Origin of the sequence: Arthrobacter wenxiniae, from assembly GCF_013376105.1 — a bacterium.
GTDB lineage: Bacteria > Actinomycetota > Actinomycetes > Actinomycetales > Micrococcaceae > Specibacter > Specibacter wenxiniae.
In genome coordinates, this window is record NZ_JAAMFM010000023.1 from 37,994 (window position 1) to 60,222 (window position 22,229).

The 22,229-nt window shown below is 67.5% G+C and carries 21 protein-coding genes and 1 tRNA gene; 5 read left to right on the plus strand and 17 right to left on the minus strand.

The genetic code is table 11. From position 1 onward, the window contains the following. Nucleotide 1 precedes the first annotated feature (1 nt). From G6034_RS20325 to G6034_RS14155, 10 genes are all read right to left on the minus strand, one after another. Nucleotides 2-979, minus strand: a complete 978-nt coding sequence (locus tag G6034_RS20325; RefSeq protein ID WP_176635740.1) for an FKBP-type peptidyl-prolyl cis-trans isomerase — start codon at nt 977-979, stop codon at nt 2-4. Between the two features lie 146 nt (nt 980-1,125). Next, nucleotides 1,126-2,499, minus strand: a complete 1,374-nt coding sequence (gene pafA / locus G6034_RS14115) for a Pup--protein ligase (RefSeq protein ID WP_176635741.1) — start codon at nt 2,497-2,499, stop codon at nt 1,126-1,128. A 2-nt stretch (nt 2,500-2,501) separates the two neighbouring features. Next, a complete protein-coding gene (gene prcA / locus G6034_RS14120; protein ID WP_176635742.1) occupies nt 2,502-3,239 on the minus strand; it encodes a proteasome subunit alpha in 738 nt (245 codons plus the stop codon). A gap of 2 nt (nt 3,240-3,241) precedes the next feature. Beyond that, nucleotides 3,242-4,066, minus strand: coding sequence for a proteasome subunit beta (prcB, locus tag G6034_RS14125; RefSeq protein WP_176635743.1), 825 nt, complete (start codon nt 4,064-4,066; stop codon nt 3,242-3,244). 5 nt (nt 4,067-4,071) lie between these two features. After that, nucleotides 4,072-4,278 carry a ubiquitin-like protein Pup gene (locus G6034_RS14130; protein ID WP_176635744.1) on the minus strand — a complete coding sequence of 69 codons (207 nt, stop codon included), beginning with the start codon at nt 4,276-4,278 and terminating at the stop codon, nt 4,072-4,074. Between the two features lie 107 nt (nt 4,279-4,385). Beyond that, nucleotides 4,386-5,963 carry a depupylase/deamidase Dop gene (dop, locus tag G6034_RS14135; protein WP_176635774.1) on the minus strand — a complete coding sequence of 526 codons (1,578 nt, stop codon included), beginning with the start codon at nt 5,961-5,963 and terminating at the stop codon, nt 4,386-4,388. Nucleotides 5,964-5,977: 14 nt separating this feature from the next. Further along, nucleotides 5,978-7,771 carry a proteasome ATPase gene (arc, locus tag G6034_RS14140; protein ID WP_176635745.1) on the minus strand — a complete coding sequence of 598 codons (1,794 nt, stop codon included), beginning with the start codon at nt 7,769-7,771 and terminating at the stop codon, nt 5,978-5,980. A gap of 148 nt (nt 7,772-7,919) precedes the next feature. Beyond that, nucleotides 7,920-8,984, minus strand: a complete 1,065-nt coding sequence (locus G6034_RS14145) for a tRNA (adenine-N1)-methyltransferase (protein WP_176635746.1) — start codon at nt 8,982-8,984, stop codon at nt 7,920-7,922. A gap of 113 nt (nt 8,985-9,097) precedes the next feature. Continuing rightward, nucleotides 9,098-10,249, minus strand: coding sequence for a site-2 protease family protein (locus G6034_RS14150; RefSeq protein WP_343038068.1), 1,152 nt, complete (start codon nt 10,247-10,249; stop codon nt 9,098-9,100). Beyond that, complete coding sequence (locus G6034_RS14155; protein ID WP_176635747.1) at nt 10,246-10,995, minus strand: HAD family hydrolase; 750 nt, start codon at nt 10,993-10,995, stop codon at nt 10,246-10,248. The genes G6034_RS14150 and G6034_RS14155 overlap by 4 nt, the downstream gene beginning before the upstream one ends. Nucleotides 10,996-11,094: 99 nt before the next feature. On the opposite strand from G6034_RS14155, the gene G6034_RS14160 reads away from it, so the two are divergent. After that, nucleotides 11,095-11,985 carry a PAC2 family protein gene (locus G6034_RS14160; RefSeq protein ID WP_176635748.1) on the plus strand — a complete coding sequence of 297 codons (891 nt, stop codon included), beginning with the start codon at nt 11,095-11,097 and terminating at the stop codon, nt 11,983-11,985. Nucleotides 11,986-12,015: 30 nt separating this feature from the next. Here the strand turns inward: G6034_RS14160 and mshC are convergent, their stop codons facing one another. After that, nucleotides 12,016-13,302 carry a cysteine--1-D-myo-inosityl 2-amino-2-deoxy-alpha-D-glucopyranoside ligase gene (gene mshC, locus G6034_RS14165; protein ID WP_176635749.1) on the minus strand — a complete coding sequence of 429 codons (1,287 nt, stop codon included), beginning with the start codon at nt 13,300-13,302 and terminating at the stop codon, nt 12,016-12,018. 205 nt (nt 13,303-13,507) lie between these two features. Next, nucleotides 13,508-14,344, minus strand: a complete 837-nt coding sequence (locus G6034_RS14170) for an undecaprenyl-diphosphate phosphatase (RefSeq protein ID WP_176635750.1) — start codon at nt 14,342-14,344, stop codon at nt 13,508-13,510. A gap of 84 nt (nt 14,345-14,428) precedes the next feature. Here G6034_RS14170 and G6034_RS14175 point away from each other — a divergent pair, with 84 nt between their 5' ends. Then, on the plus strand, nt 14,429-15,358 hold the full coding sequence (locus G6034_RS14175; RefSeq protein WP_176635751.1) for an aldo/keto reductase: 930 nt from the start codon (nt 14,429-14,431) through the stop codon (nt 15,356-15,358). Between the two features lie 19 nt (nt 15,359-15,377). On the opposite strand, the gene G6034_RS14180 is transcribed toward G6034_RS14175, so the two are convergent. Beyond that, on the minus strand, nt 15,378-15,650 hold the full coding sequence (locus G6034_RS14180; protein ID WP_176635752.1) for a hypothetical protein: 273 nt from the start codon (nt 15,648-15,650) through the stop codon (nt 15,378-15,380). A 115-nt stretch (nt 15,651-15,765) separates the two neighbouring features. Between G6034_RS14180 and G6034_RS14185 the strand changes: the two genes are divergently transcribed. Then, a complete protein-coding gene (locus tag G6034_RS14185; RefSeq protein WP_176635753.1) occupies nt 15,766-16,005 on the plus strand; it encodes a DUF5703 family protein in 240 nt (79 codons plus the stop codon). Here G6034_RS14185 and G6034_RS14190 read toward each other — a convergent pair whose 3' ends face one another. Beyond that, nucleotides 16,006-17,157 carry an acyl-CoA dehydrogenase family protein gene (locus G6034_RS14190; RefSeq protein WP_176635754.1) on the minus strand — a complete coding sequence of 384 codons (1,152 nt, stop codon included), beginning with the start codon at nt 17,155-17,157 and terminating at the stop codon, nt 16,006-16,008. It lies immediately after the preceding gene. A gap of 8 nt (nt 17,158-17,165) precedes the next feature. Continuing rightward, entirely contained in the window at nt 17,166-18,470 is a 1,305-nt protein-coding gene (locus G6034_RS14195; RefSeq protein ID WP_176635755.1) for a M20/M25/M40 family metallo-hydrolase, read from the minus strand. Nucleotides 18,471-18,664: 194 nt separating this feature from the next. Between G6034_RS14195 and G6034_RS14200 the strand changes: the two genes are divergently transcribed. Beyond that, nucleotides 18,665-18,747: transfer RNA gene (locus G6034_RS14200), tRNA-Leu, on the plus strand. A gap of 375 nt (nt 18,748-19,122) precedes the next feature. Here the strand turns inward: G6034_RS14200 and G6034_RS14205 are convergent. Next, a complete protein-coding gene (locus G6034_RS14205) occupies nt 19,123-19,716 on the minus strand; it encodes a tyrosine-type recombinase/integrase (protein WP_176635756.1) in 594 nt (197 codons plus the stop codon). On the opposite strand from G6034_RS14205, the gene G6034_RS14210 reads away from it, so the two are divergent. Next, a complete protein-coding gene (locus G6034_RS14210) occupies nt 19,696-19,890 on the plus strand; it encodes a hypothetical protein (RefSeq protein ID WP_176635757.1) in 195 nt (64 codons plus the stop codon). The genes G6034_RS14205 and G6034_RS14210 overlap by 21 nt on opposite strands. A gap of 326 nt (nt 19,891-20,216) precedes the next feature. On the opposite strand, the gene G6034_RS14215 is transcribed toward G6034_RS14210, so the two are convergent. Beyond that, nucleotides 20,217-22,208 (minus strand): fibronectin type III domain-containing protein, encoded by a 1,992-nt coding sequence (locus G6034_RS14215; protein ID WP_218063928.1) that lies wholly within the window; start codon nt 22,206-22,208, stop codon nt 20,217-20,219. Nucleotides 22,209-22,229 lie beyond the last annotated feature (21 nt).

The following is a 22,229-nucleotide window of genomic DNA, read 5'->3' on the forward strand; positions in this document are numbered from 1 at the left end:
GTTACTTCTTCGAGTCGATCTTAACAACAAAAACCAGGGGGCCGGACGGCTGGCCGGATTGCGGTGAGTCGCCGTACGCCAGCGAGGACGGGATGGTCAGGAGGACGGTGGAGCCCACCTTCTGGCCTGCCAGTCCCATGGTCCAGCCGGGGATGACCTGGGCCAGGCTGAACGAGGCCGCCGCGCCGCGGTCGTAGGCGGAGTCAAACTTCTTGGCGTCGGACCAGCTCCAGCCGGTGTACCAGGCGGAGATGGTGTCGCTGGCCTTGACGACGTCGCCCTTGCCTTCGGTGAGGACCTGCACGGCGAGATCGGCCGGCGCGTCCTTCTTCGGGATCGTGATGCTGGGGACGCCCTTGGCGTTGAACTTGGCAGTCGGGAGGCCGCCGGCCTTTTCGAGGGCCTTGACGCCGCTGGCGCTCATGAGCTTGGCCGGGTCCTTGGCACTGGTGATCTGGAAGACGCTCAGGCTGGCGGCGCGGGCGGGCTGGGCGGCCGCGGTGGACGACGCCGCGACGGCGGGCGTGGCGGGGGTGCCGTAGGCGAGGTAGGCGCCGATCTTGGCGGCGGTGAACGTGGCATAGACCAGCGGGAACTGGGTCTTGAACGTTGCGCTGAGCGTGATGGTGCCGCCGGCCGCCTTGGTGAAGTTTTCACCCACGGTCTTGCCGGTTGCCGGGTCGAGTGCGATCTCATGGAAAACGATGGTCTGGCCGTCCTTGACGGCGGCGCCCGTGCCGTCCTTGATCAGCTTCATGGACTCGGCGGTGATCTTCAGCGGCTGGCCAAAGCTGACCTTGGGCGCCTTGCCTTTGCCCTGGTCGGCGACCTTGACGGAGGCAAGCGTCTCGGCGTGTGCCGGCGGGATGGTGACGGCTGCCGAGGCGGTGGGTGTGCTGCTGGTCGCGGCCTGGGATCCCGCGCCGCACGCGGTCACCATGAGCAGCAGGGGAAGGAGAAGTGCAAGAAGTCGGCGCACAGAAGATACTTTCTTGTGGCAGGGTCGGTGGGGCAGGTGGTGCAGCCCCGCCGCGCGTTGTGGGGGGTTGGCCGCAACCAGCCTAACCGCCAAAGCTGGACAAATGCTGTCCGCCCGTGCCGGGATGCCCCCAGGGGGGCGCAGTGTCAGTATCCGGGCTTGAGGGAGGCGATCAGTTCGTCGACACGTTCGTCCGTGTTTTGAAACGGGTCCTTGCACAGGATGGTCTGATGCGAGCGGTCGTTGAGCTTCAGGTGGACCCAGTCCACGGTGTAGTCGCGGCCGGACTCCCGGGCGGCCTGGACAAACCGGCCGCGCAGCCTGGCCCGCGTGCTGGGCGGCGCCTCGTCGACGGCGCGGGCGATGGCGTCATTGGTGGTGACGCGGGCCGCCGCCCCCCGGCGCTCGAGGACGTTGAAGAGCCCCCGATCCGGGGAGATGTCGTGGTAGCGCAGGTCAAGCTGCGCCACGCTGGCGGAACCAAGGTCCACGTCGTGCCGGGCCGCGTAGGCGCCCAGCAGCTTGAGCTTGATGGCCCAGTCAATTTCCGTGTCGATGGCCGAATAGTCCTGGCTTTCAATGGCGTCCAGCGTGCGCTCCCACAGTTCCAGGATCCGCGGCACCAGTTCGTTGTGGGCCCCGTGCGAGCGGACAAAGCCGTTCACCTTCTCCAGGTAGTGGCGCTGGATCTCGATGGCGTTCATGGTCCGCCCGTCAGCCATCTTGACGGCGTGCTTGCCGGTGAGGTCGTGCGAGACTTCGCGGATGCTGCGGATGGGATTCTCCATGCGCATGTCCGTCATGATGGTCCCGGCCTCGATCATGCGCAGGATCAGGTCCACCGTGCCCACCTTGAGCAGGGTGGTGGTCTCGGACATGTTGGAGTCGCCCACGATCACGTGCAGGCGGCGGTAGAGTTCGGCGTCGGCGTGGGGTTCGTCGCGGGTGTTGATGATGGGCCGGGAGCGGGTGGTGGCGGACGACACGCCCTCCCAGATGTGATCCGCGCGCTGGGAAAACGCGAAGTGGCCGCCCTGCTGGGGCCCGAGCACCTTGCCGGCGCCGGCAATGAGCTGCCGGGTCACCAGGAACGGGATGAGGATGTCCGCCACGCGGTTGAACTCCCCACGCCGGGTGATGAGGTAATTTTCGTGGCTGCCGTAGGAGTTTCCGGCGGAGTCGACGTTGTTCTTGAACAGGAAGATCTTGCCCGAATAGCCCTCCAGGGCGAGGCGGGCCTGCGCTTCCGTGACGAGGTCGTGCAGGATCAGCTCGCCGGCGCGGTCATGGGCGATGAGCTGCTCCAGGCCGTCACATTCCGCCGTGGCGTACTCCGGATGGGATCCCACGTCCAGGTAGAGGCGTGAGCCGTTGGGCAGGAACACGTTGGAGGACCTGCCCCAGCTGACCACTTTCCGGAAAAGGTATCTGGCCACTTCCTCGGGCGAGAGCGGGCGGGAGCCGGGCGCCGAGTAGGCGATGCCAAACTCCGTCTCAATGCCAAAGATCCGACGGTCCACGGCTACCCCTTTCCGACCGAGTGGAGGATGCGTTCGACGTCGGACGCGGCCAGGCGCCGGAACGCGCGGTGGATGCCGCGCACCTCGCGCACGTCGCGCTCCAGGACGGCCACCTCCAGGGAAGCCGGGCCGAGCGGGTCGACGGCTTCCTGGCCGGAGCCGTTGGCCTCCCGGGGGGCCCGGAGCGCGTCAACGGCCCAGGCAAGGGCGGCCTGCAGGTCCGCGCCGGGCCGCCACGCGTCGGCGAGGCGCTGCTGGACCAGGTCCGCCTGGCCGCCCATTCCGAGAAAGCCGGGCTCGTCGGTGATGGAGCCGTCAAAGGTGAGCCGGAAGATGTGGTCCTCCGCCTGGGTGGCGCCCACCTCGGCCACGGCGAGCTCCACCTCAAAGGGCTTTTGCTCGGCCGTGAAGACGGTGCCCAGGCTTTGCGCATAGACGCTGGCCAGGCCGCGGGCGGTCACGTCGGCCCGGTCGTAGGAGTAGCCGCGCACATCCGCGTAGCGCACCCCTGCCTGGCGCAGGCTCTCAAACTCGTTGTACTTCCCGACGGCGGCGAAGGCGATCCGGTCATAGATCTCGCCGATCTTGTGCAGCGTGGGCGACGGGTTCTCGGCCACCAGGGCAATGCCGGCGGCGAAGCTGACCACCACCACGGAGCGGCCCCGCGCAATGCCCTTGCGGGCGAAGTCGGCGCGGTCCTTCATCATTTGTTCCGGGGAAACGTAGAACTGCTGTGCCATGCTCAGGCCTCCCTTCCCTCGGCGGTGCGCCGGTCCACAATGGCCTGGACCACGGGGGCCAGGGTTTCGGGCGGGACCCGGGTGGCGCCGTCGTCGTCCGTCACCACGTACACAACGGGCCACAGCTTGCGGACCAGGTCGGGACCGCCCGTGGCGGAGTCGTCGTCGGAGGCGTCCACCAGGGCCTCCACGGCCACGGCCACGGCACTGTCCTGGTCCAGGTCCGGGCGCCACAGCTTTTTCAGGGCCCCGCGGGCAAAGACGGAGCCGGAACCCACGCTGTGGTGCTCCAGTTCGGCATAGCGTCCGCCCGTGACGTCGTAGGAGTACAGCCGGCCCTCGGAACCGCCCGTCTCGACCCCGGCAAACAGCGGCACCACCGACAGGCCCTGCAGCGCCATGGGAAGGTTGGCGCGGATCATGGCACCGAGCCGGTTGGCCTTGCCCTCCAGGCTCAGCTGCGTACCTTCAATCTTCTCGTAGTGCTCCAGTTCCACCTGGAAGAGCCGCACAATGTCAATCGCAATCCCGGCCGTGCCGGCAATGCCCAGCACGGAGTAGCGGTCGGCGGGGAACACCTTCTCGATGTGCCGGTTGGCGATCATGGTGCCCATCGTGGCGCGCCTGTCCCCCGCCATCAGCACGCCGCCGGCAAAGGTGAGCGCCACGATGGTGGTCCCGTGGGGGGTGGCGGGCAGCTGCCCGGCGGGCAGGCTGCGGCCAAACGGCAGCAGCGCGGGGTTGGTCGCCGTCACAAAGTCAAGGAAGGACGACGACGCCCCGGCGGCATCCAGTGAGGGGATGCCGCCCCTGTGGTGGGAGTCCATGCTGCCTACTGTCCGCCCTTTTGGACGAACCCGCGCACAAATTCCTCCGCATTGGTCTCCAGCACGCCGTCTATTTCATCCAGCAGCTCGTCCACGCCCGAGGTGGCCGCCTGGCCCGACTCGGAATCGGGAGCGGGAGTGGGCAACGGGGTCTCGTCCAGCTGCTCTTCCTCCGTGTGCGAGGAAACGTTCTTCTGTTCCTGGGAAGCCATGATGTGCCCCTTCTGCCTCGTAGCCGGTCCTTCACTTCCATCCTGCCACGGCGGCACCAAGATTGCGCCGTGTGGCGTGGGACGTGTTTCGCCGGCCGGGGTGGCGTTCAGTGGCTCCCGGCGAGCAGCCTGCCCAGGAACGCCTCGGCATCCGGGCTCGTCTCAAAGAGCACGCCGGTCAGTTCCCTGGTCCCGCGCAGGGGCTCCTTGGTGGGGATGCGCTGGAGCCGGCGCTGGGAAGGCAGCTCAAAAATGACGGAGTCCCAGCTGGCACCCACCACGTTGGGCCCGTAGCGCTGGATGCACTGGCCGCGGAAGTAGGCGCGGGTGTCCTCCGGCGGCTGCTGCGCGGCATGGGCGATGGCCTCGTCGCTGAGCAGGCGCTCCATGGCGCCGCGTTGCAGCAGCTTGTAGTAGAGGCCCTTTTCGGGCCGGATGTCCGACCACTGCAGGTCGATCAGGGCAAGCCGGGGGTCCTTCCAGCCCATGTTGTCCCGGGCCCGGTACTGCTGGAGCAGCTTCAGCTTCGCTATCCACTCCACCTGGCCGGCCAGGGCCATCGGGTCGCTGCCCAGCCCGGCGAGCACCTGTTCCCACCGGGCCAGCACGGCCGCCGTGTGCCCGTCGCCCGTGTCCGGGTGCGAGGAGCCGTTGGCCGCGGCGTGGGCCTTGGCGGCCTCCAGGTAGCGCCACTGGATGTCCAGGGCACCCAGGCTGCTGCCGTCGGCGAGCCGGTGGGTCCGGGACAGCTCCCAGTCATGGCTCACGGCCTGCAGCGTGGCGACGGGGTCGGCCAGTTTCAGGTCTGGCGCCGTGCCGTGCTCAATCATGTCCAGCACCAGCGCCGTGGTGCCGAACTTGAGGTAGTTGGAGACCTGGCTCAGGTTGGCGTCGCCAATGATCACGTGCAGGCGGCGGTACTTTTCCGCAGTGGCGTGGGGTTCGTCGCGGGTGTTGATGATGGGCCGGCGGATGGTGGTTTCCAGCCCGACCTCCGCCTCGAAGAAGTCCGCCCGCTGGCTGATCTGGAACCCGGTCCCGGAGCCGTCCTGCCCGCGCCCCACCCGGCCGGCGCCGCACATGAGCTGGCGGGTGGCAAAGAACGGTGTCAGGCCGGAGACGATGTCCTTGAACGGCACCTGGCGCGGCATGAGGTAGTTTTCGTGGCTGCCGTAGGAAACCGACTTGTTGTCCGTGTTGTTCTTGTACAGGTTGATGGCCGGCAGGCCGGGGGTGGCGGCGATGCGCCGGACCGCCGCCAGCGCCACGAGGTCCCCCGCCGCATCCCAGCGGACGGCGTCCAGCGGGTTGGTGACCTCCGGCGAGGAGTATTCCGGGTGGGCGTGGTCCACGTAGAGCCTGGCCCCGTTGCCCAGGACCATGTTCATCATCAGGGGGCCCGCGTGGTCGATCGTCTCGCCGCCCTCGAGCGCGATCTGCGCCGCGGTCAGTTCAGGCTCGACGTCGGTGAGCTGGCTGGGGTGCGCCTCGCCCCGCGGCACCACCCAGCCGCGGGCGTCGGCGAGCGGGTCCTCGTCGGTGTAGTCCCAGCGGGTTTCCCCGCCCGCCGCGGCGCGGTGCCCGGTCTCCAGCGAGTACGCGTGGACCACCTGGGTGGAAAGCCAGGTGGCGTTGAACGTGTTGGTGCCCGGGGTGTGGATGCCGTATTCGGTTTCCGCCCCCATGACGCGCACAGCGCTCACAGGTACTGGCCGGTGTTGTGGACCGTTTCCAGCGTCTTGCCCGGCACCTGGCCTTCCTTGCTTTGGACAATGGTGCGGATGTAGGTGATCCGTTCGCCCTTCTTGCCGGAGATCCGCGCCCAGTCGTCCGGGTTGGTGGTGTTGGGCATGTCCTCGTGTTCGCGGAATTCGTCCACCACGGCGCGGAGCATGTGCTCGATCCGGATGCCTTTTTCACCGCTCATGAGCAGGTCCTTGATGGCGTATTTCTTGGCCCGGTCCACCACGTTTTGAATGACCGCCCCGGAGTTGAAGTCCTTGAAGTAGAGCATCTCGGTGTCGCCGTTGGCGTAGGTGACTTCCAGGTACTCGTTGGACTTGTCCGTGGCGTACATGGCCTCCACGGTGCGCTGGATCATGGCGTCCACCGTTTCCTGCAGGCTGCCGGCGTTTGCCTCCACGTCAAAGCGGTGGAACGGCAGTTCCGTGGTGACGTACTTGGCGAAGATGTCCGCGGCGGCCTCGGCGTCGGGCCGGTTGATCTTGACCTTGACGTCCAGCCGCCCGGGCCGCAGGATGGCCGGGTCGATCATGTCCTCCCGGTTGGAGGCACCGATGACGATCACGTTGTCCAGCCGCTCCACGCCGTCGATCTCGCTGAGCAGCTGCGGCACGATGGTGGTTTCCACGTCCGATGACACGCCGGTGCCGCGGGTGCGGAACAGCGAATCCATCTCATCAAAGAACACCACCACGGCGCTGCCGTCGGAGGCCTTTTCGCGTGCGCGGCTGAAGATCAGCCGGATCTGCCGTTCCGTCTCCCCCACGTACTTGTCCAGCAGCTCCGGACCCTTGATGTTCAAAAAATAGCCCTTTTGGTCCTTGACACCGGACCGTTCGGCGGCGCGGGCCGCCAGGGAATTGGCCACGGCCTTGGCGATGAGGGTCTTCCCGCAGCCGGGAGGCCCGTACAGCAGGATCCCCTTGGGCGCCTTGAGCCCGTGTTCGCGGTACAGGTCCGGATGCAGGAACGGCAGTTCGACGGCGTCGCGGATCTGTTCGATCTGGGACGCCAGCCCGCCAATGTCCGCATAGGAGATGTCCGGCACTTCCTCCAGGATCAGGTTCTCCACCTCGGAGCGCGGAATCTTCTCCAGCGCGTAGCCGGTCTTGCCCTCCACGGTCAGGGCGTCGCCCACGCGCAGCCTTTCCTCCTGGAGCAGGCCGGAAAGCCGGACCACGCGTTCCTCGTCGGAGCGGCCGGTGACCAGGACACGGTCGCTGCCGAGCAGTTCCTTGACCGTGACCACCTCGCCCACCCGTTCGAAGCCGAGCCCGGCGATGACGGTGAACGCCTCGTTGAGGAGCACTTCCTGCCCGACGCGCAGCTGTGCGAGCGGGAGCAGGGGACTGACGCCGACGCGCATCTTACGGCCCGACGCGTAAACGTCGACACTTTCCTCCGTGACGGCCACGCCAGGGGTGATACCGGCCAGGCCCCTGCCGGTGCGCGGGTGCAGCGCCACGATGGTGCCGAACCCGTACGGCGGCTGGCCGTCGTTTTCCAGGGCGCTGCGCAATTTCTGGATCTCGCCCTTGGCGGTCTCCAGCATCGCGACCAGCCTGGCGTTGTTCTGCGTGGCCGCCGAGAGCTGGCGGTCCAGGTTGCGGGCCTTGTCCCGGAGCACGTTGAGCTGGCGTTCCAGCACCGCGAGCTGGCCCGGACCTGCCGCGTACGACGCCGGGAACGTCCCGGGTGCAGGTGGGTTCGCCGCGCCGTGGCCGGCCGGGTCATTCGTTGCGTCGCTCATGGTGCCCTCGTCCTTCCGCACGGAACCGGTGGCGGTGCGGCCGGGGGCCGGCGCACCGCCGCTGCGTTGCAGATAGCCAAATGCTTCTACTACTGACCTTAGTGGTCCCCGGCGCCGGCTGCATTTTCGGCGGCGGTGTTTTGGTGTTTCAGTCCGATTCGCTGGCGTCGATCTTGCTCTTGGTGCGCTTGGTCTGCACGGTCGAGGCGGCATCGCGGGCTGCCCGGCGCAGCTTGCGGTCGGAAACCGCCCTCTCCCCCACGGCTTCCGGCGTCCAGTGGCTGAGGTCCTCGTCGCTGAATTCCCCCTTCGCCTTTTTCTTCAGGTTCAGTCCCGTCACGCCGTCCGCCAGGCGCCGCGCCACCATGAGGAAGCCGGTGTGGGCCACCATGCGGTGGTCCGGGCGAACGGCAAGCCCTTCCAGGTGCCAGCCGCGGACCATGGATTCCCAGGCGTCGGGTTCGGTGAAGCGCCCGTCGGCGCGGATGGCCTCGGCCGTGCGGGACAGCTGGGTCACCGTGGCGACATAGTTGACCCAGACGCCTCCGGGGGCCAGCACCGTGGCCACGGCATCCAGGCATTCCCAGGGGGCCAGCATGTCCAGGACCACACGGTCGATGCTGCCGGGGGCCTCCTGCGCCACCACCTCGTCCTGGAAGTCGCCCAGGGAGATCTTCCAGGCCGGGTGCGGGCCGCCGTACAGCGTCTCCACGTTGCCGCGGGCAATGTCGGCGAATTCCTGGCGCCGCTCAAAGGAGTGCAGGTAGCCGGAGTCGCCCACAGCGCGCAGCAGTGAAATGGACAGGGCGCCCGAGCCCACTCCGGCCTCTACGACCCGTGCCCCGGGGTAAATGTCGCCCATGGTGATGATCTGGCCGGCGTCCTTGGGGTAGACCACTGCGGCGCCGCGCGGCATGGACAGCACAAAGTCGGAAAGCAGCGGGCGCAGGGCCTGGTACTGCTGCCCCACATTGTTTTCCACCACGGATCCCTCCACCTGGCCGATGAGCGAATCGTGGTTCAGGAAGCCCTTGTGCGTGTGGTAGGCGGTTCCGGGCGTCAGCGTGATCGTGTTCATGCGGCCGCGTTCATCGGTCAGCTGCACCCTCTCGCCGGCGCGGAAGGGACCGCGGCGGGCGGCCGCGCCGTGGGGTTCAACGGCTGTTGCCGTGCCGGCGGGGGCTCCGCTGCTGCTGTTTTCGCTCTGGCTCATGCTGGGGTGTCCTAACGGGCGTAAGGGTGCGGGACGTGGCCCCGCGTCAATCGTGGTGGGCAAGGAAGAGGCGACGTTCCGGCGTCGGCCGCTGGAACGGCCTCGGGCCTGGGCTATTTACCGGTGATGGCGGAAACCACCTTGGCTTGGCTGAGCAGTCCCGTCACCCGGCCCTGGGAATCAACGACCGCATATTCGGTGTCGGGCAGCTGGGAGAGGTACTGCACCAGCTCGGCCCCCGAGGCCGTTTCGGGGACGAAGGCGCCCGGTGTCAGCGACCTCGCCACCGCGTGCGCGGGCGTCTGGCCCGCGGCTTCGGGGGGCACCGCGCCCAGTGCGTGCTCGTCGACGACGGCGGCCGGGCGGCGGTCCGCGGAGCACAGCACAATGGGGGCCTGCGGGTAGCGCGCCCGCAGCGTCCACAGCTGGGCCACGCTGCAGTCCGTGGCCGCGCTGACGGCCGGCGCGGCCAGGGCGGAGGCGGTGATGGCGGGCAGGCGCAGGCGGATGGAGGCCGCCTTGATGGAGGCCGACGCCCCCATCCACAGGAAGCCGGCCAGCAGCACCACGATGAACGTGTTGGTCAGGTCCGGCCGTGAACCCGTGAGGTAGGGCAGCACGAGGGCGCCGGCCACCAGGAGCACCACGATGACCCGCCCGGCCCAGCCGGCCGCCACCGTGCCCCTTTCTTGGCTGCCCGTTACCTTCCACACGATGGATTCCACCAGCCGGCCCCCGTCCAAGGGGAGCCCGGGAAGCACGTTGAAAAGGCCGATCAGCAGGTTGGCCCAGATGAAGATGTTGGCCAGCAGCAGGGCCACGGCCCCGGACAGGGACGTCGGGTTGGACGCGGCAATTTGGAGCGGCCACGCCAGTGCCGCCAGCACAAAGTTGGCCACGGGCCCGGCAAAGGCCACCACCAGGGCGCGCCCGGGCGTCGCCTTGCTGAAATCGAATTCGGTGTGCCCGCCCCACAGGTTCAAAACGATCTTGTGGGTCGGCCAGCCGTACAGCTTCGCCGCGAGGGCGTGGCTGAGTTCGTGGATGAACACCGAGAACAGCAGCAGGAGGGCGTAGGCGAAGGCCACCAGGTAGGCGCCGGCCCCGAGCGAGGGAAACCCGCGCGAGAGCTGCGGGCCGAAAACGATCACAGTGAAGGCGGCAATGAGGAACCAGGAATTGGCAAGGATGACGGGTGTGCCGCCGACGGACCCCAGGACGATGCCTTCCCGCCGGGTCCGCCCGCCCGAGGCGGGTCTGTTCACAGTGAGCCCCCGGCGGGACCGCCGCGTGCGGCCAAGACTGCCGCGACGTCGTCGTACGTCCGCCCGGCCAGGGTGCCCCACATGGTGCGCCGGGCATCCGCGGGCAGCTGCACCACGTGCGGGATCGCAATGGTGGCCACGTTGGCGGCCATGGCGGAGGCAACCCCGGGGATGGAATCCTCGAGGGCGACGCAATGCGCGGCCGTCAGCGTGGGATCGGCCTCGCGCAGGAGGTCGATGGCGGTCAGGTACGGCTCCGGGTGGGGCTTTCCGCGCGCCACCTGGTCCCCCGTGACCATGAATTCAAAGTATGGCGCGTCCAGCGCATTGACGATTTCCTGCGCCAGCGGGCGCTCGCTCATCGTGACGAGCGCGCAGCGCACGCCGCGGCCGTCCAATTCTGCCAGCAGCTCGCGGGCGCCCGGCCGCCACGGCAGCTTCCGCCGGACACTGGCAATGACGCTGTTGGACAGCTGGTCGACAATCTCGCGCACCGACAGCCGCACGCCCATTCCCTGGAAGATTTCGGCGCTCGTTTCCAGTGCGTTGCCGACCATGGAGGTGGCCAGCTGCTCGTCCCAGTGGCCGCCGTGGGAGGTGACCAGCTCAATTTCCGCGGCGATCCAGTAGGGCTCGGTGTCAACAAGCGTGCCGTCCATGTCCCACAGGGCCGCCTTCAGTTCGGGGGCTGCGGGGGACGCCGGAACGGTGTGGGCCTGCGGTTCCAGGTCAGCGCGTAAATACATGCCTCCAGTCTACGTGGCTTGCCGCAGGGCACTAATTGGGTCCCGCGCCGCCGGGTGGCGTGCAGTGCCGCAAACCGCAGCGCAACGTAGGCTGGAGACGTGAGCGACGAGAACATCAACCCAGCTGCAGACAACCACCGCCTGCTTGGCCCCGCGGCCGAAGGCGGCCGGGTCACCGTGCTCCTGGCCGCTTTCGAGGGGTGGAACGATGCCGGCGAGGCCGCCAGCGACGCCCTGAAGTACCTGCACCGGCTCTGGGGCGCCAAGCGGGTCTCCGTCATCGAGCCGGACGAATACTACGACTTCCAGTTCACCCGGCCCGAGGTGCGCCACACCGGCACGGGGGCCCGGAAGATCAAGTGGCCCGTCACCAAGATCGCCAAGGCCGCCATCCCCGATACGGACGTGGACGTCATTTTCGTGCACGGCGTGGAACCGTCCTACCGCTGGCGCGCCTACACGGCGGAGCTGCTGGCCAAGGCGTCCGAGCAGGGCGTGGACTACGTGATCCTGGTCGGTGCGCTGCTGGCCGATGTTCCGCACTCGCGCCCCATTCCCGTGACCGCCACGTGCGACGACGACGAGCTGCGCGAGCGCCTGAACCTTGAGGCGAGTGAATATGAGGGCCCCGTGGGCATTGTGGGCGTCCTCAACGAGCTCTCGCTGCTTGCCGGGCTCCCCACTGTCTCACTCTGGGCGGCCGTGCCGCATTACGTGGCGCAGGCGCCGTCGCCCAAGGCGGAACTGGCCCTGCTGAACAAGATTGAGGACTTCCTTCAGGTCTCGCTGCCCACGTCCGAGCTGGCCGATGACGCGCAGGCCTGGGAGCGCGGCGTCAACGAGCTGGCGGCCGGGGACTCCGAAATCGCCGCCTACGTCCGCCAGCTCGAGGACGCCAAGGACACGGAGGACCTCCCGGAGGCCACCGGCGAATCCATCGCCAAGGAGTTTGAACGCTACCTTCGCCGCCGGGGCCGCGACCAGCCGTAAAGCCGCCGGCCGCCGTGCCGGCCTGGCGGCCTAAAGCTCGACGCCGAGGAGCGCCTCCACCGCGTCGGAGACCAGTGCGGCGTCGCGCTCGGAACACTCCGGCCCGCCCGCGAGTGCCTGCCGGGCCCAATGGTCGACGGCGGCCAGCGCCCTGGGTGCGTCGAGGTCGGCTGCCAGTGCGGCGCGGATTTCCGCCACGAGGGTGGTCGCCGTGCCTTCCGGTGCGGCGTCCAGGGCGCTGCGCCAGGCGGCGAGCCGCTGTTGGGCGTCCGCCAGCAGGGAATCGGTCCAGCTCCAGTCGGAGCGGTAGTGGTTGGCCAGGATCGCCAGCCGGATGGCGGCAGGTTCCACCCCGTCGGCGCGGAGCCTGGACACGAACACCAGGTTGCCCTTGGACTTGCTCATCTTTTCCCCGTCAAGACCCACCATGCCGGTGTGGGCGTAGTGCCGGGCCATGGGGACGTGGCTCAGGGCAAAGGCGTGGCCGGCACCCATTTCATGGTGCGGGAAGACGAGGTCGGAGCCACCGCCCTGCACGGTGAAGGGTTCGGGGAGGAAGCGCTGGGCGATCACGGTGCATTCAATGTGCCAGCCGGGACGTCCCGCTCCGAGCGAGGCGCCATCCCAGTGGGGTTCGCCGTCACGGGCCACGCGCCAGAGGAGCGCGTCGAGGGGGTGCTTCTTGCCGGTCCGTGCCGGGTCGCCGCCGCGTTCGGCAAAGACGGGGAGCATTTCCTCCTCGGTCATCCCGGACACCTGGCCCAGCCACCACGGGCCGTCGATTCCGCTTCGGTCGGACGCGGCGGAGGCGGCGTCAACGGAGAAGTAGATGTCGCCGTCGGGCTCGCCGTCAAGGCCCGGGACGGGGTAGGCCATGCCGGACTCGACAAGCTCCTCGATCCGGGGCACGATCCATTCGATGGCCTCCACGGCACCGACGTAGTGGTCGGGCGCCACCACGTTCAGGGCTTCCATGTCCTCCTGGAACAGGGCTGTCTGTTGCGCGGCGAGTTCGCGCCAGTCAACGCCGTCGCGCGTGGCCCGTTCCAGGAGGGGGTCGTCGACGTCGGTGACGTTTTGGACGTAGTTGACGCTGCGGCCGCCGTCGCGCCAGGCCCGGTTCAACAGGTCGAAGGCCACATAGGTGGCTGCGTGGCCGATGTGGGTGGCGTCGTACGGGGTGATGCCGCAGACGTAGAGGCTGGCCTGGTCCCCGGCGGGCAGCGGGGTGACCCGGTTGACGCTGGTTTCATGAAGAAAAAGCTCCGGCATCATGCCGGGAAGTTCGGGGACAGGATGCGATTTCCAAGTTTTCACATCCCCCAGCCTAGCGCCCGAGGGGCCCCACGCGAGCGCCAGCGAGTGTGGGGAGGGCGAGACGGCGCTAGCGCCCGAGGGGCCCCACGCGGGCGCCAGCGAGTGTGGGGAGGGCGTGACGGCGCTAGCGCCCGAGGGGCCCCACGCGGGCGCCAGCGAGTGTGGGGAGGGCGTGACGGCGCCAGCGCCCGAGGGGCCCGGCCGGTCAGGCCGTGATGACGCCAAAGCCGAGCAGGAGGAACAGCAGCAGGCCCAGTGCAATGCGGTACCAGACGAACGGCCGGAAGCTTTTCGTGGAAATGTACTTCAGGAACCAGCCGATGATGAGGTATCCGACGCCGAAGGCAATCAGGGTGGCCAGCGCCGTCTGGCCGATGCTGAATGGCCCCTGCACGCCTTCGTGCTTGGCAAGCACTTTGTAGAGTTCGTAGAGGCCGCTGCCGAAGACGGCCGGGATGGCGAGCAGGAAGGAGTACCGCGCCGCGGCTTCACGCGTGTAGCCCATGAGCAGGCCGGCCGTGATGGTGCCCCCCGAGCGCGACACGCCGGGAATGAGGGCCAGCGCCTGCGCGAAGCCATAGATGATTCCGTGCCTGAAGCTGAGGTCCTTCAGTTCACGCTGCTGGGTGGCGACGGCATCGGCCACGGCCAGGATGAGGCCGAACACAATCAGGGTGACGGCCACGATCCACAGGTTGCGGAGGGTTGATTCAATGTATTTCTGGAACACCACGCCGAGGACGGCGATGGGGATGGTGCCGATGATGACCAGCCAGCCCATGCGGACATCGGGGGCATCCCGCGGAACGGTGCCCCGGAGGGAGCCAAACCAGGCCTTGATGATGCGCACAATGTCACGCCAGAAAAAAACCAGCACGGCGGTCTCGGTGCCGAGCTGGCTGACGGCCGTAAAGGCTGCCCCGGGGTCCTCGCCCGAGGGCAGGAACTTGCCGACCACAAAAAGATGCGCGCTTGAGGAAATGGGCAGGAATTCCGTCAGGCCTTGGACCAGGCCCAGGAAGGCCGCTTGAAACCAATTCACGCGTTCAGCATATGGCATTCGCGTAACGGCACGGGGCGGGCCGCGCCGTCAAAGCACGCCCGTGTTCCCCGTAAGCTTGAACGCATGGAACAACGATTCGTGGGCACCAGCGGGCTGCGGGTCTCCGCGCTGGCACTGGGCACCATGTCATGGGGCGGGGCAACCGACGCGGAAACGGCACGCGAGCTGCTGCGGACCTTTGTTGACGAGGGTGGAACAACGGTGGACACGGCGATGAGCTACGGCGAGGGCCGCAGCGAGGCGATCGTGGGCGAGTTGCTCGGCGACGTGGTGCCACGGAGCGACGTCGTTCTGGTGTCCAAGGCCGGCATCAGCCGCCGTGGCGGCAAGCGGATGGTGGACACGTCACGGCGTGCCATGCTGGCCAGCCTCGACGCCACGCTGGCGCGGTTGGGCACCGACCACCTGGACCTGTGGCTGGCACACACCTGGGATGAAAACGTTCCCCTGGAGGAAACGCTCAGCGCCCTGGACCAGGCCGTGTCATCGGGCCGCGCCCGCTACGCGGGCGTCTCCAACTACAGCGGCTGGCAGCTCGCACGGGCCGCGACGTTGTCCGAGACGGCATTGGTGGCCAACCAGGTTGAGTATTCCCTGCTGGCGCGCGGCATGGAGCGGGAAGTGCAGCCGGCCGCAGAACACGTGGGCACCGGCGTGCTGTGCTGGGCGCCCCTGGGGCGAGGGGTGCTGACGGGCAAGTACCGGGGCCAGATCCCTGCGGACTCACGCGGGGCAAGCGACGACATGGGCGGCTACGTGGAACCGTATCTTAAGGGCCGGCCCAGCAGGGTCACGGAGGCCCTGGTGACCGCAGCCAAGGGGCTGGGACGCGCCCCCCTGGACGTGGCCTTGAGCTGGGTGCTGGACCAGAACACTGTGGCCGGCGCCGTGGTGGGGCCGCGCACCACAGAACAGCTGGAGCAAATTCTCGAATCATCGCTGGAGCCGCTGCCGGAACAAATCTCCATGGTCCTGGACGAAGTCTCCGGCTGACGGGCGTCCTGCGGCAGGTTCAGTCGTCGATTGGTTCCAGGTCGTCGTCGACCGACTCGTCCGAGTCCTGGTCGTCAATGTCGGAATCGTCATCGCCGTAGATGACCAGAGGCGTCACCTCGTCAAAGGCGTCAAACAGTGCCTCCTCGTAGACCTCGAAGGCGTCAATGATGGCGAGGAAGGCTGCCTCCACGATGGGGTCCTCTTCTCCGCGGCGCGCGGAAGCGGCAACCAGATGTTCTTCCAAGGCGGTGGTCAAGGCGTTCAATGCCGCCCGCGGATCAATGCTCATGCGCTCGACGCTACCAGTGTGTCTGCCAACATGAAAGACCCTGTCAGGGCGTGGGAACGGGTAGCTTTAACCAAGAGCCAACGAACACCGTGTGGCGAATGACGAACGGATGGCCATGAAGGAAACGTTGCAGCCGGTGCGCACCGGAAAGGATGCACCGAGCCGGCAGTACGAGTACTTGATCCTGTCCCTCCAGCCGGGCGAACCCGCGCCCTTGGCCTACCAGCGGCTGCGTGAGCATGCCGAGTACGGCAAATGGGAGCTCGAGCGCAGCCGCCTGTACTTTGGCGGAAGCCGCAAGTATTGGCTGCGACGAAAGGTCATGCGGGTCGAACGGACCCTGGACATCTACTGATTAGTCTTCAAGGGGCCCCAGCCAGGCAGTGGCGACGGTTCCGTGGGCCGATTCGTCGTCGGAGGGGTGGAACATCCCTGCCAGCACGTCCCGGTACAGCCTGCCCAGTTCATTGCCGGAAAAGTATGTTCCGCCGCCACTGACCCGGATCGCCTTGTCCACCACGTCGCGGGCCGTTTCGGTGGCCCGTATTTTGAGTCCGACGAGCTTTGGGAACCACATGGCCCCATGGTTCACCAATGCGTCGACATCGCCGGCCACGGCGTCCACCTGCGGATAGAGTCCGTCCATGGCCATGGCCGCGTCGGCCAGGCGCCAGCGGATGTCCGGATCCTGGGAATACGGCCTGCCGGTCTTCTTGGACATGCGCCGCTGCACGGTTTCCATGCCAATCTGCAGCGCCCGCTCCCCCAGCCCCGTGTAGACGGCGGCCAGCAGCGTCTCAAAACATGCAAAAATGGCGAAAATCAGTGGATCGGCGTTGGGGCCCACCGGCAGCTTCCGGAACACGCGCGCCGCTGGCGCCACCACGCCGTCGAGCACCGTGGTGTTGGACTGGCTGGCCCGCATGCCGAGCGTGTCCCAGTCGTCCTTGATGGTGAAGCCTGGTGTGTCCCGCGTGATGAAGGCATGAACCAGCACCGGCTCCTCCCCCGTGGAATCCTTGCCGAAGATGCCCAGCCGCGTCCAGGCGGGCGAAAGCGAGGTGAAGATCTTGGTGCCCGTAAAGGAATAGCCGCCGTCGGCCAGGGGGGTAGCCACCGTGTTGGAGTCAAAGAGCACGGAGTCGTTGCCCGCCTCCGAGTTGCCGAAGGCAAACACCTCCCCGGACGCGGCTTCCGCGAGGACGTACTGCAGGGAGTCGTCGCCGCGTTCCCGCAGCAGGTGCGCGACGCCGGTCCACACCAGGTGCATGTTGACGGCCAGGGCGGTGGCCGGGGCGGCCGTCGCCAGCCTGCGTTGCGCGGCGGCGGCCTGTTGCAGCCCAAAGCCCAGTCCGCCGTCGTTCGTGGCGGTGAACATGGCCAGGTAGCCGCGTGACTTCAGTTCCGCCAGGTCCTCGTGGAAGAACTCATTGCGCTCGTCGTAGCCGGCGGCCCTGGCGCGGCAGCGTTCCAGCAGCTCATCGGGCAGCAGTTGTGCCAGTTCCATGGTGGTCCTTAGTAGTTGGTGAGGAGCCGGTCGAGCACGCGGGCGCCGAACTTCAGCGACGCGGTGGGCACCCGTTCGTCGACGCCGTGGAACATGCCGGGAAAGTCCAGTTCCGGCGGCAGCTGCAGCGGGGCGAAGCCGTAGCCGGTAATGCCGAGCCGGGAGAGGGACTTGTTGTCCGTGCCCCCGGACAGCGTGTAGGGCAGGACGGATGCGCCCGGGTCCTCAGCGTGCAGGGCGTCGACCATGGCGTCCACCAGGTTGCCGGCGAACGGCGTTTCCAGGGACACGTCGTCGTGGATGGTGCTCACGTCCACGCCGTCGCCTGCGAGTTCGCGCACCTTGGCCAGCACCTGTTCGTGCTGGCCGGGCAGCGTCCGCACGTCCACCATGGCCTCGGCCGTGGCGGGAATGACGTTGGCCTTGTAGCCTCCGGACAGCAGTGTGGGGTTGGCGGTGTTTTGCAAGGTGGCGCCAACAAAGCGGGCCACGGTGCCCAGCTGGTCCAGCAGTGTCTGGGGATTTCCTTCGTTAAACTCGACGCCGGTCAGTTCCGAGACGCCTTCCAGGAACGCCCGGGTGGTGTCAGTGTATTCGATGGGCCATTCATGTTCGCCGATCCGGGTCACGGCCCGCGCCAGCCGGGTGACGGCGTTGTCCGTGTTGATCTGCGAGCCGTGCCCGGCCCTGCCGTGGGCCGTCAGGCGAAGCCAGGCGAGGCCCTTTTCCGCCGTTTGGAGGAGATAGGCCCGCTTGCCTCCGATTTCCGCGGAATAGCCGCCCACCTCGGAAATCGCCTCGGTGGCGCCTTCAAAGAGGTCGGGGCGGTTGTCCACGGACCAGCGGGCGCCGTAGGTGCCGCCGGCCTCCTCGTCGGCGAAGAAGGCAAAAACAATGTCGCGCTTCGGCTTGCGGCCGTCCCGCGCCATGGAGCGCAGGACGGAGAGGATCATGGCGTCCATGTCCTTCATGTCCACGGCGCCGCGCCCCCAGATCAGCCCGTCCTTCTCCTCGGCGCCGAAGGGGTCCAGGCTCCATTCGTGTGCGAGGGCGGGGACGACGTCGAGGTGGCCGTGGACCACGAGCGCCGGCAGGGACGCGTCGCTGCCCTCAAGCCGGGCGACCACGTTTGCCCGGCCGGGATCCGATTCGTACAGGTCCGCGGTGAGACCAACCTCCGCGATCAGCCCGGCCACGAGCTCGGCCGCCGCGCGCTCCCCGGGGCCTTCGTTGGTGCCAAAGTTTGAGGTGTCGATGCGGATGAGGTCCTGGCAGATGCCTACGACTTCATCTTCGGGCCGGACGGTGTTCACGAGGGGCTCCTTAGGGCTTTTCCGGTGGTCACTTCAGCCTACATCCGGCCCCTGCCGGGCCGTGGAAAGGGGCTGCGCTGCCGCCCTAATTACCCGATTGTTGTTTCGGCGACAAGCTGTGCTATCGTATTTCTCGCTGCTTCGGGGGCGAACGATTCATTCTGACGGATGGTCGGTGTCCCCGCAATCACCTTGCGCGGGTGGCGGAATGGCAGACGCGCTAGCTTGAGGTGCTAGTCCTGGAAACGGGGTGGGGGTTCAAGTCCCCCTCCGCGCACGTACTGGTTAGGCTCTCGATCCCTTTGTTTATAAGGATCGGGGGCCTTTCCTTTTGCCCTCAAACAGCTGAAAAGTGGCCCGTGACACTCCCGTGATACTTCATGGCTCCGTCCTTGGTTCTGACCGGAGACTGTCGGCAAGGTTCCGGACGTTGCGGGCGACGTGTGCCCAACCCCGCCCACGGCGTACTGGTATCGGAGGGGTGCCCATACGGCTTGCAAGTCGGTGTTCGGTTCCAGCGATGACAGGACCGCGTCTTCCCCGTCTTGCCCGCGCTTTTCGGCGTGGAGTTGACTGAGGATGATCGCCAAGCCGTCGAGGTATCCAACGACTCCCTCCAGTTGCGTCTCCTTGACCCGAGGCTGGCTAACGCTCATGCTGTACCTCCGTAGAGTAGTGCGCCGAACTTTTCAGCGGCTTCCTGCTGCATCCCAAGCATGACGTGAGCGTACACCCCGAGGGTCATGGTGGCGTTGGCGTGGCCCAGGCGTTCGGAGACGACCTTCACTGGCACCCCAGCAGCCAACAAAAGCGTGTCGAGAGTGTGGCGCAAGTCGTGCAACCGGAGCGCCGGCAACGCATCCTCCCCCAGTTCGGCGCGTGCCTGCTTCAACGCCGTTTCAAAGCGCCGTGAGAAGCGTTCAGGGTGTCGGATGGTGCCTTGCAGGCTGCCCAGCACGCACGCGTCATCACGGGCCGGTGGGAGGGCGATGCCGCCTTGGCTGACGTTGTGTGCTTTGAGCATCGCCAGGGTCTGGGCGTCGAGGTCGACCACGCGGGGTTTGCCGCCCGTGGTCTTGCCGACTGTGAGGGACTGCCCCTCTCCCTTGTTCTTGATGAGCGTTACAGCACGCCGTATTGAAAGGCGCGACGCCGTCCAGTCAATGTCACCCCACCGAAGTGCCGGTGCCCAGCACGGCCGCAGATCTTCGCCGACGAGGCAGCCGTGCTGAACGTGCCCGAGCACGTGAAGTCCGGCGGCAAGCGGGCAAAAGGCGTCGGCGTGGCGGCGCCGGAGGCTGACGCGCCGGCCGTCTACAAGTCCTGCTTCGCCATGACCGACGATTACCAGAAGGCGCTACGCAAGCTCGGGGTCAAGCGAGGGTGTTTGCCTGGCGCCTGCAACGAAGAACATGCGTAGGTATTTGAGGCGCCCTCACCGCCGGCCGCCAGGTCCTGTTTCGGGCAGCAAAAAGCCCCGTCCGGGTGGGACGAGGCGTCTTGTGCAGGTGCGCGGCGCGGAGCGGGTGGGGCTGCTGGGAGTCGAAGCGGGAAGCTCGTTGCGCTTCCCGCCGGTGGACGTTTCCCCCGGCCCCTGGCGTCAGGCAGCGTCGGCGACGTCGCAGGGTGCCGGGGATGCGGCGCTCATGCCGGAACCCCCGGCTCCACGAAGGCGCAGGCTCGAGCCTGGCTGACCAGTGTTGCTGCCGTCAGACGGCCGTCTGGACGCGCCGGCTGCGGGCAGGGTTACGCGCGGGCGCGGCGCCTCTGCATGATCAGGAGGCCTGCGCCGCCAAGGACGAGCAGCGACCCGAGCGGCACCATCCACTGCCCGTAGGTGGCGCCGGTGGAGGCGAGGCTGTTGGCGTGGCCGGAGGCGCCGGTGGTGATGGATGCGGTGTGGGCAGGAGTGTGCGCAACGGCATGTCCTGCACCGGTGGTTGGTCCTGCGGGAGCCACCGGGCGCTGCACGGTGAAATAGGCCGTGTAGGGCACGGTGGCGGGGCCGGCGTTGGACAGCTCGGCGGTGAGCGCATAGTTGCCCGATTGAAGTCCGGAGGGGATCTTCAGCGTCATCTTGATGGTTCCGTCGCTACCGGCGGAGACGGTGCCCAGGACTGCGGACACCGGGTGGGCTGCGCTGCCGCCCCTGAGGGTGATGGTCATGGTCGCACCGGCCGGCAGCCCCGACTGGGACACGAGAATGTTTGACCCTGGCGTTATGGTGCTGCCATTGAGTGCCGAGCCGTTCGGTTGGGTCATTGCCGGGGAGAAAACGACCTGCGGTGCCTGAGGATACGCCTGGGTGTACATCCACTCGCGGGAGGGGCCTTGGATGTTCAGGGAGCGGATCCGGGCCCCGTAGACGGTGTTGTTGCTGAGCCCGGTCAGCGTGTACGTGGATGCCGTGGTGGTGGTGGCACCCACCCACCGGCTACCCGGCACGGCGGACGGGCTGCTGTCGCTGGGGACCATTGCCGCGTATTGCACCTCATAGCCGGTGATCGGGGTTCCGCCGGTGTCCGTCGGTGTCGTCCAGGTGAGGGTGGCGAGGTGATTGCCTGAGGAGGCGGTGAAGTTCAGCACAGCGCCGGGATAGACCTGGGAGAGCATGCTGACGGGCGCCGAGAAGGCTCCGACGCCCGCGGTGTTCTCCGCAGCAAGCCGGTAGTAGTACGTGACGCCGGGCTTAAGGCCGTAGTCGTAAAAGTTGCCGTTGGACACACCGGCCACGCTGCCCTCGGCGGACCAGTTGGTGCCGTCGGTGCTTCGTTCCAGTGGGTAGTCCGTGATGGCCGAGGTGCCCGTATCGGCCGGGTCGGTCCAACCAATGATTGCGGCGCCGGAGTCGGGATCCGGGGTGGCAGTGAGATTTGTGGGCGCACCCGGGACCCTCACTGCGGGAGCGATTGAGTAGGTGAAGGTGACATAGCCGTCACCGGTGTTGGGCGCGATCAGGAGTGGGGTCAGGCCAGCGGCCAGGAAGCCGGATCCGCCGCCGCCGGTCCCTGAGGTGAGGGTATCTGTCTCGGTATTGTTCGGCCCGAAAACATCTTGCCCCACAAAGGCCCCGGATCCGCCGCCCGCGTAGCCGCCGCCGCCATCGGCAGCGCCCTGCCCAATGTAGGTGAAGCTGCCGCCGGTGCCAGCGGTGATGGTGCCGTCGGGGGCCACGGCAGCGACCGTTCCGCTCGTGCCGGGCACCGTGCTGCGGGTAGAGGTGGACGCTGCGGACCAGTCGCCGGTTCCGGGTGTCGCGCCGATCGCCCCGGTGCCGTAGGAGTCGGCGCCGTTGCTGTCGGTGCCCCTGCCGCCGTCTGCCGTTGCGGCGGCGAAACCACCCGCGCCACCAGTGAGATTCCCCTGGGAATCGGCTAGAGGCATACCATCTTGATACGTGCTTGAGACTTGCATGCCCCCGCCTCCACCTCCACCGGCGACGGCAACGAAGGCGCCGGGTACCGCGACGAAGCTGCCGCCGCCGCCCTGCGCGTATGGGGGGTTCCACGAAGCGTTGTCGATGCCCGCGGCGCCGGCCAGGACATGCAGCGTCTGGCCATAGATGCTGGAGTCGAGGGCTGTTGTGACGGTGCCGCCAGGCCCGCCCGGACCTGCCGAGCCGACGAAACGGGCGCCCGAGCCGGCCGCGACCGTCACCTTCACGTCGATGGCTCCGGCAGGCGCAATCCAGGTGGCCTGTCCGTCAGAAGGTGTAAACGTGACGGTGCACGCACTCACACACCCGACAGGTGGGGATGT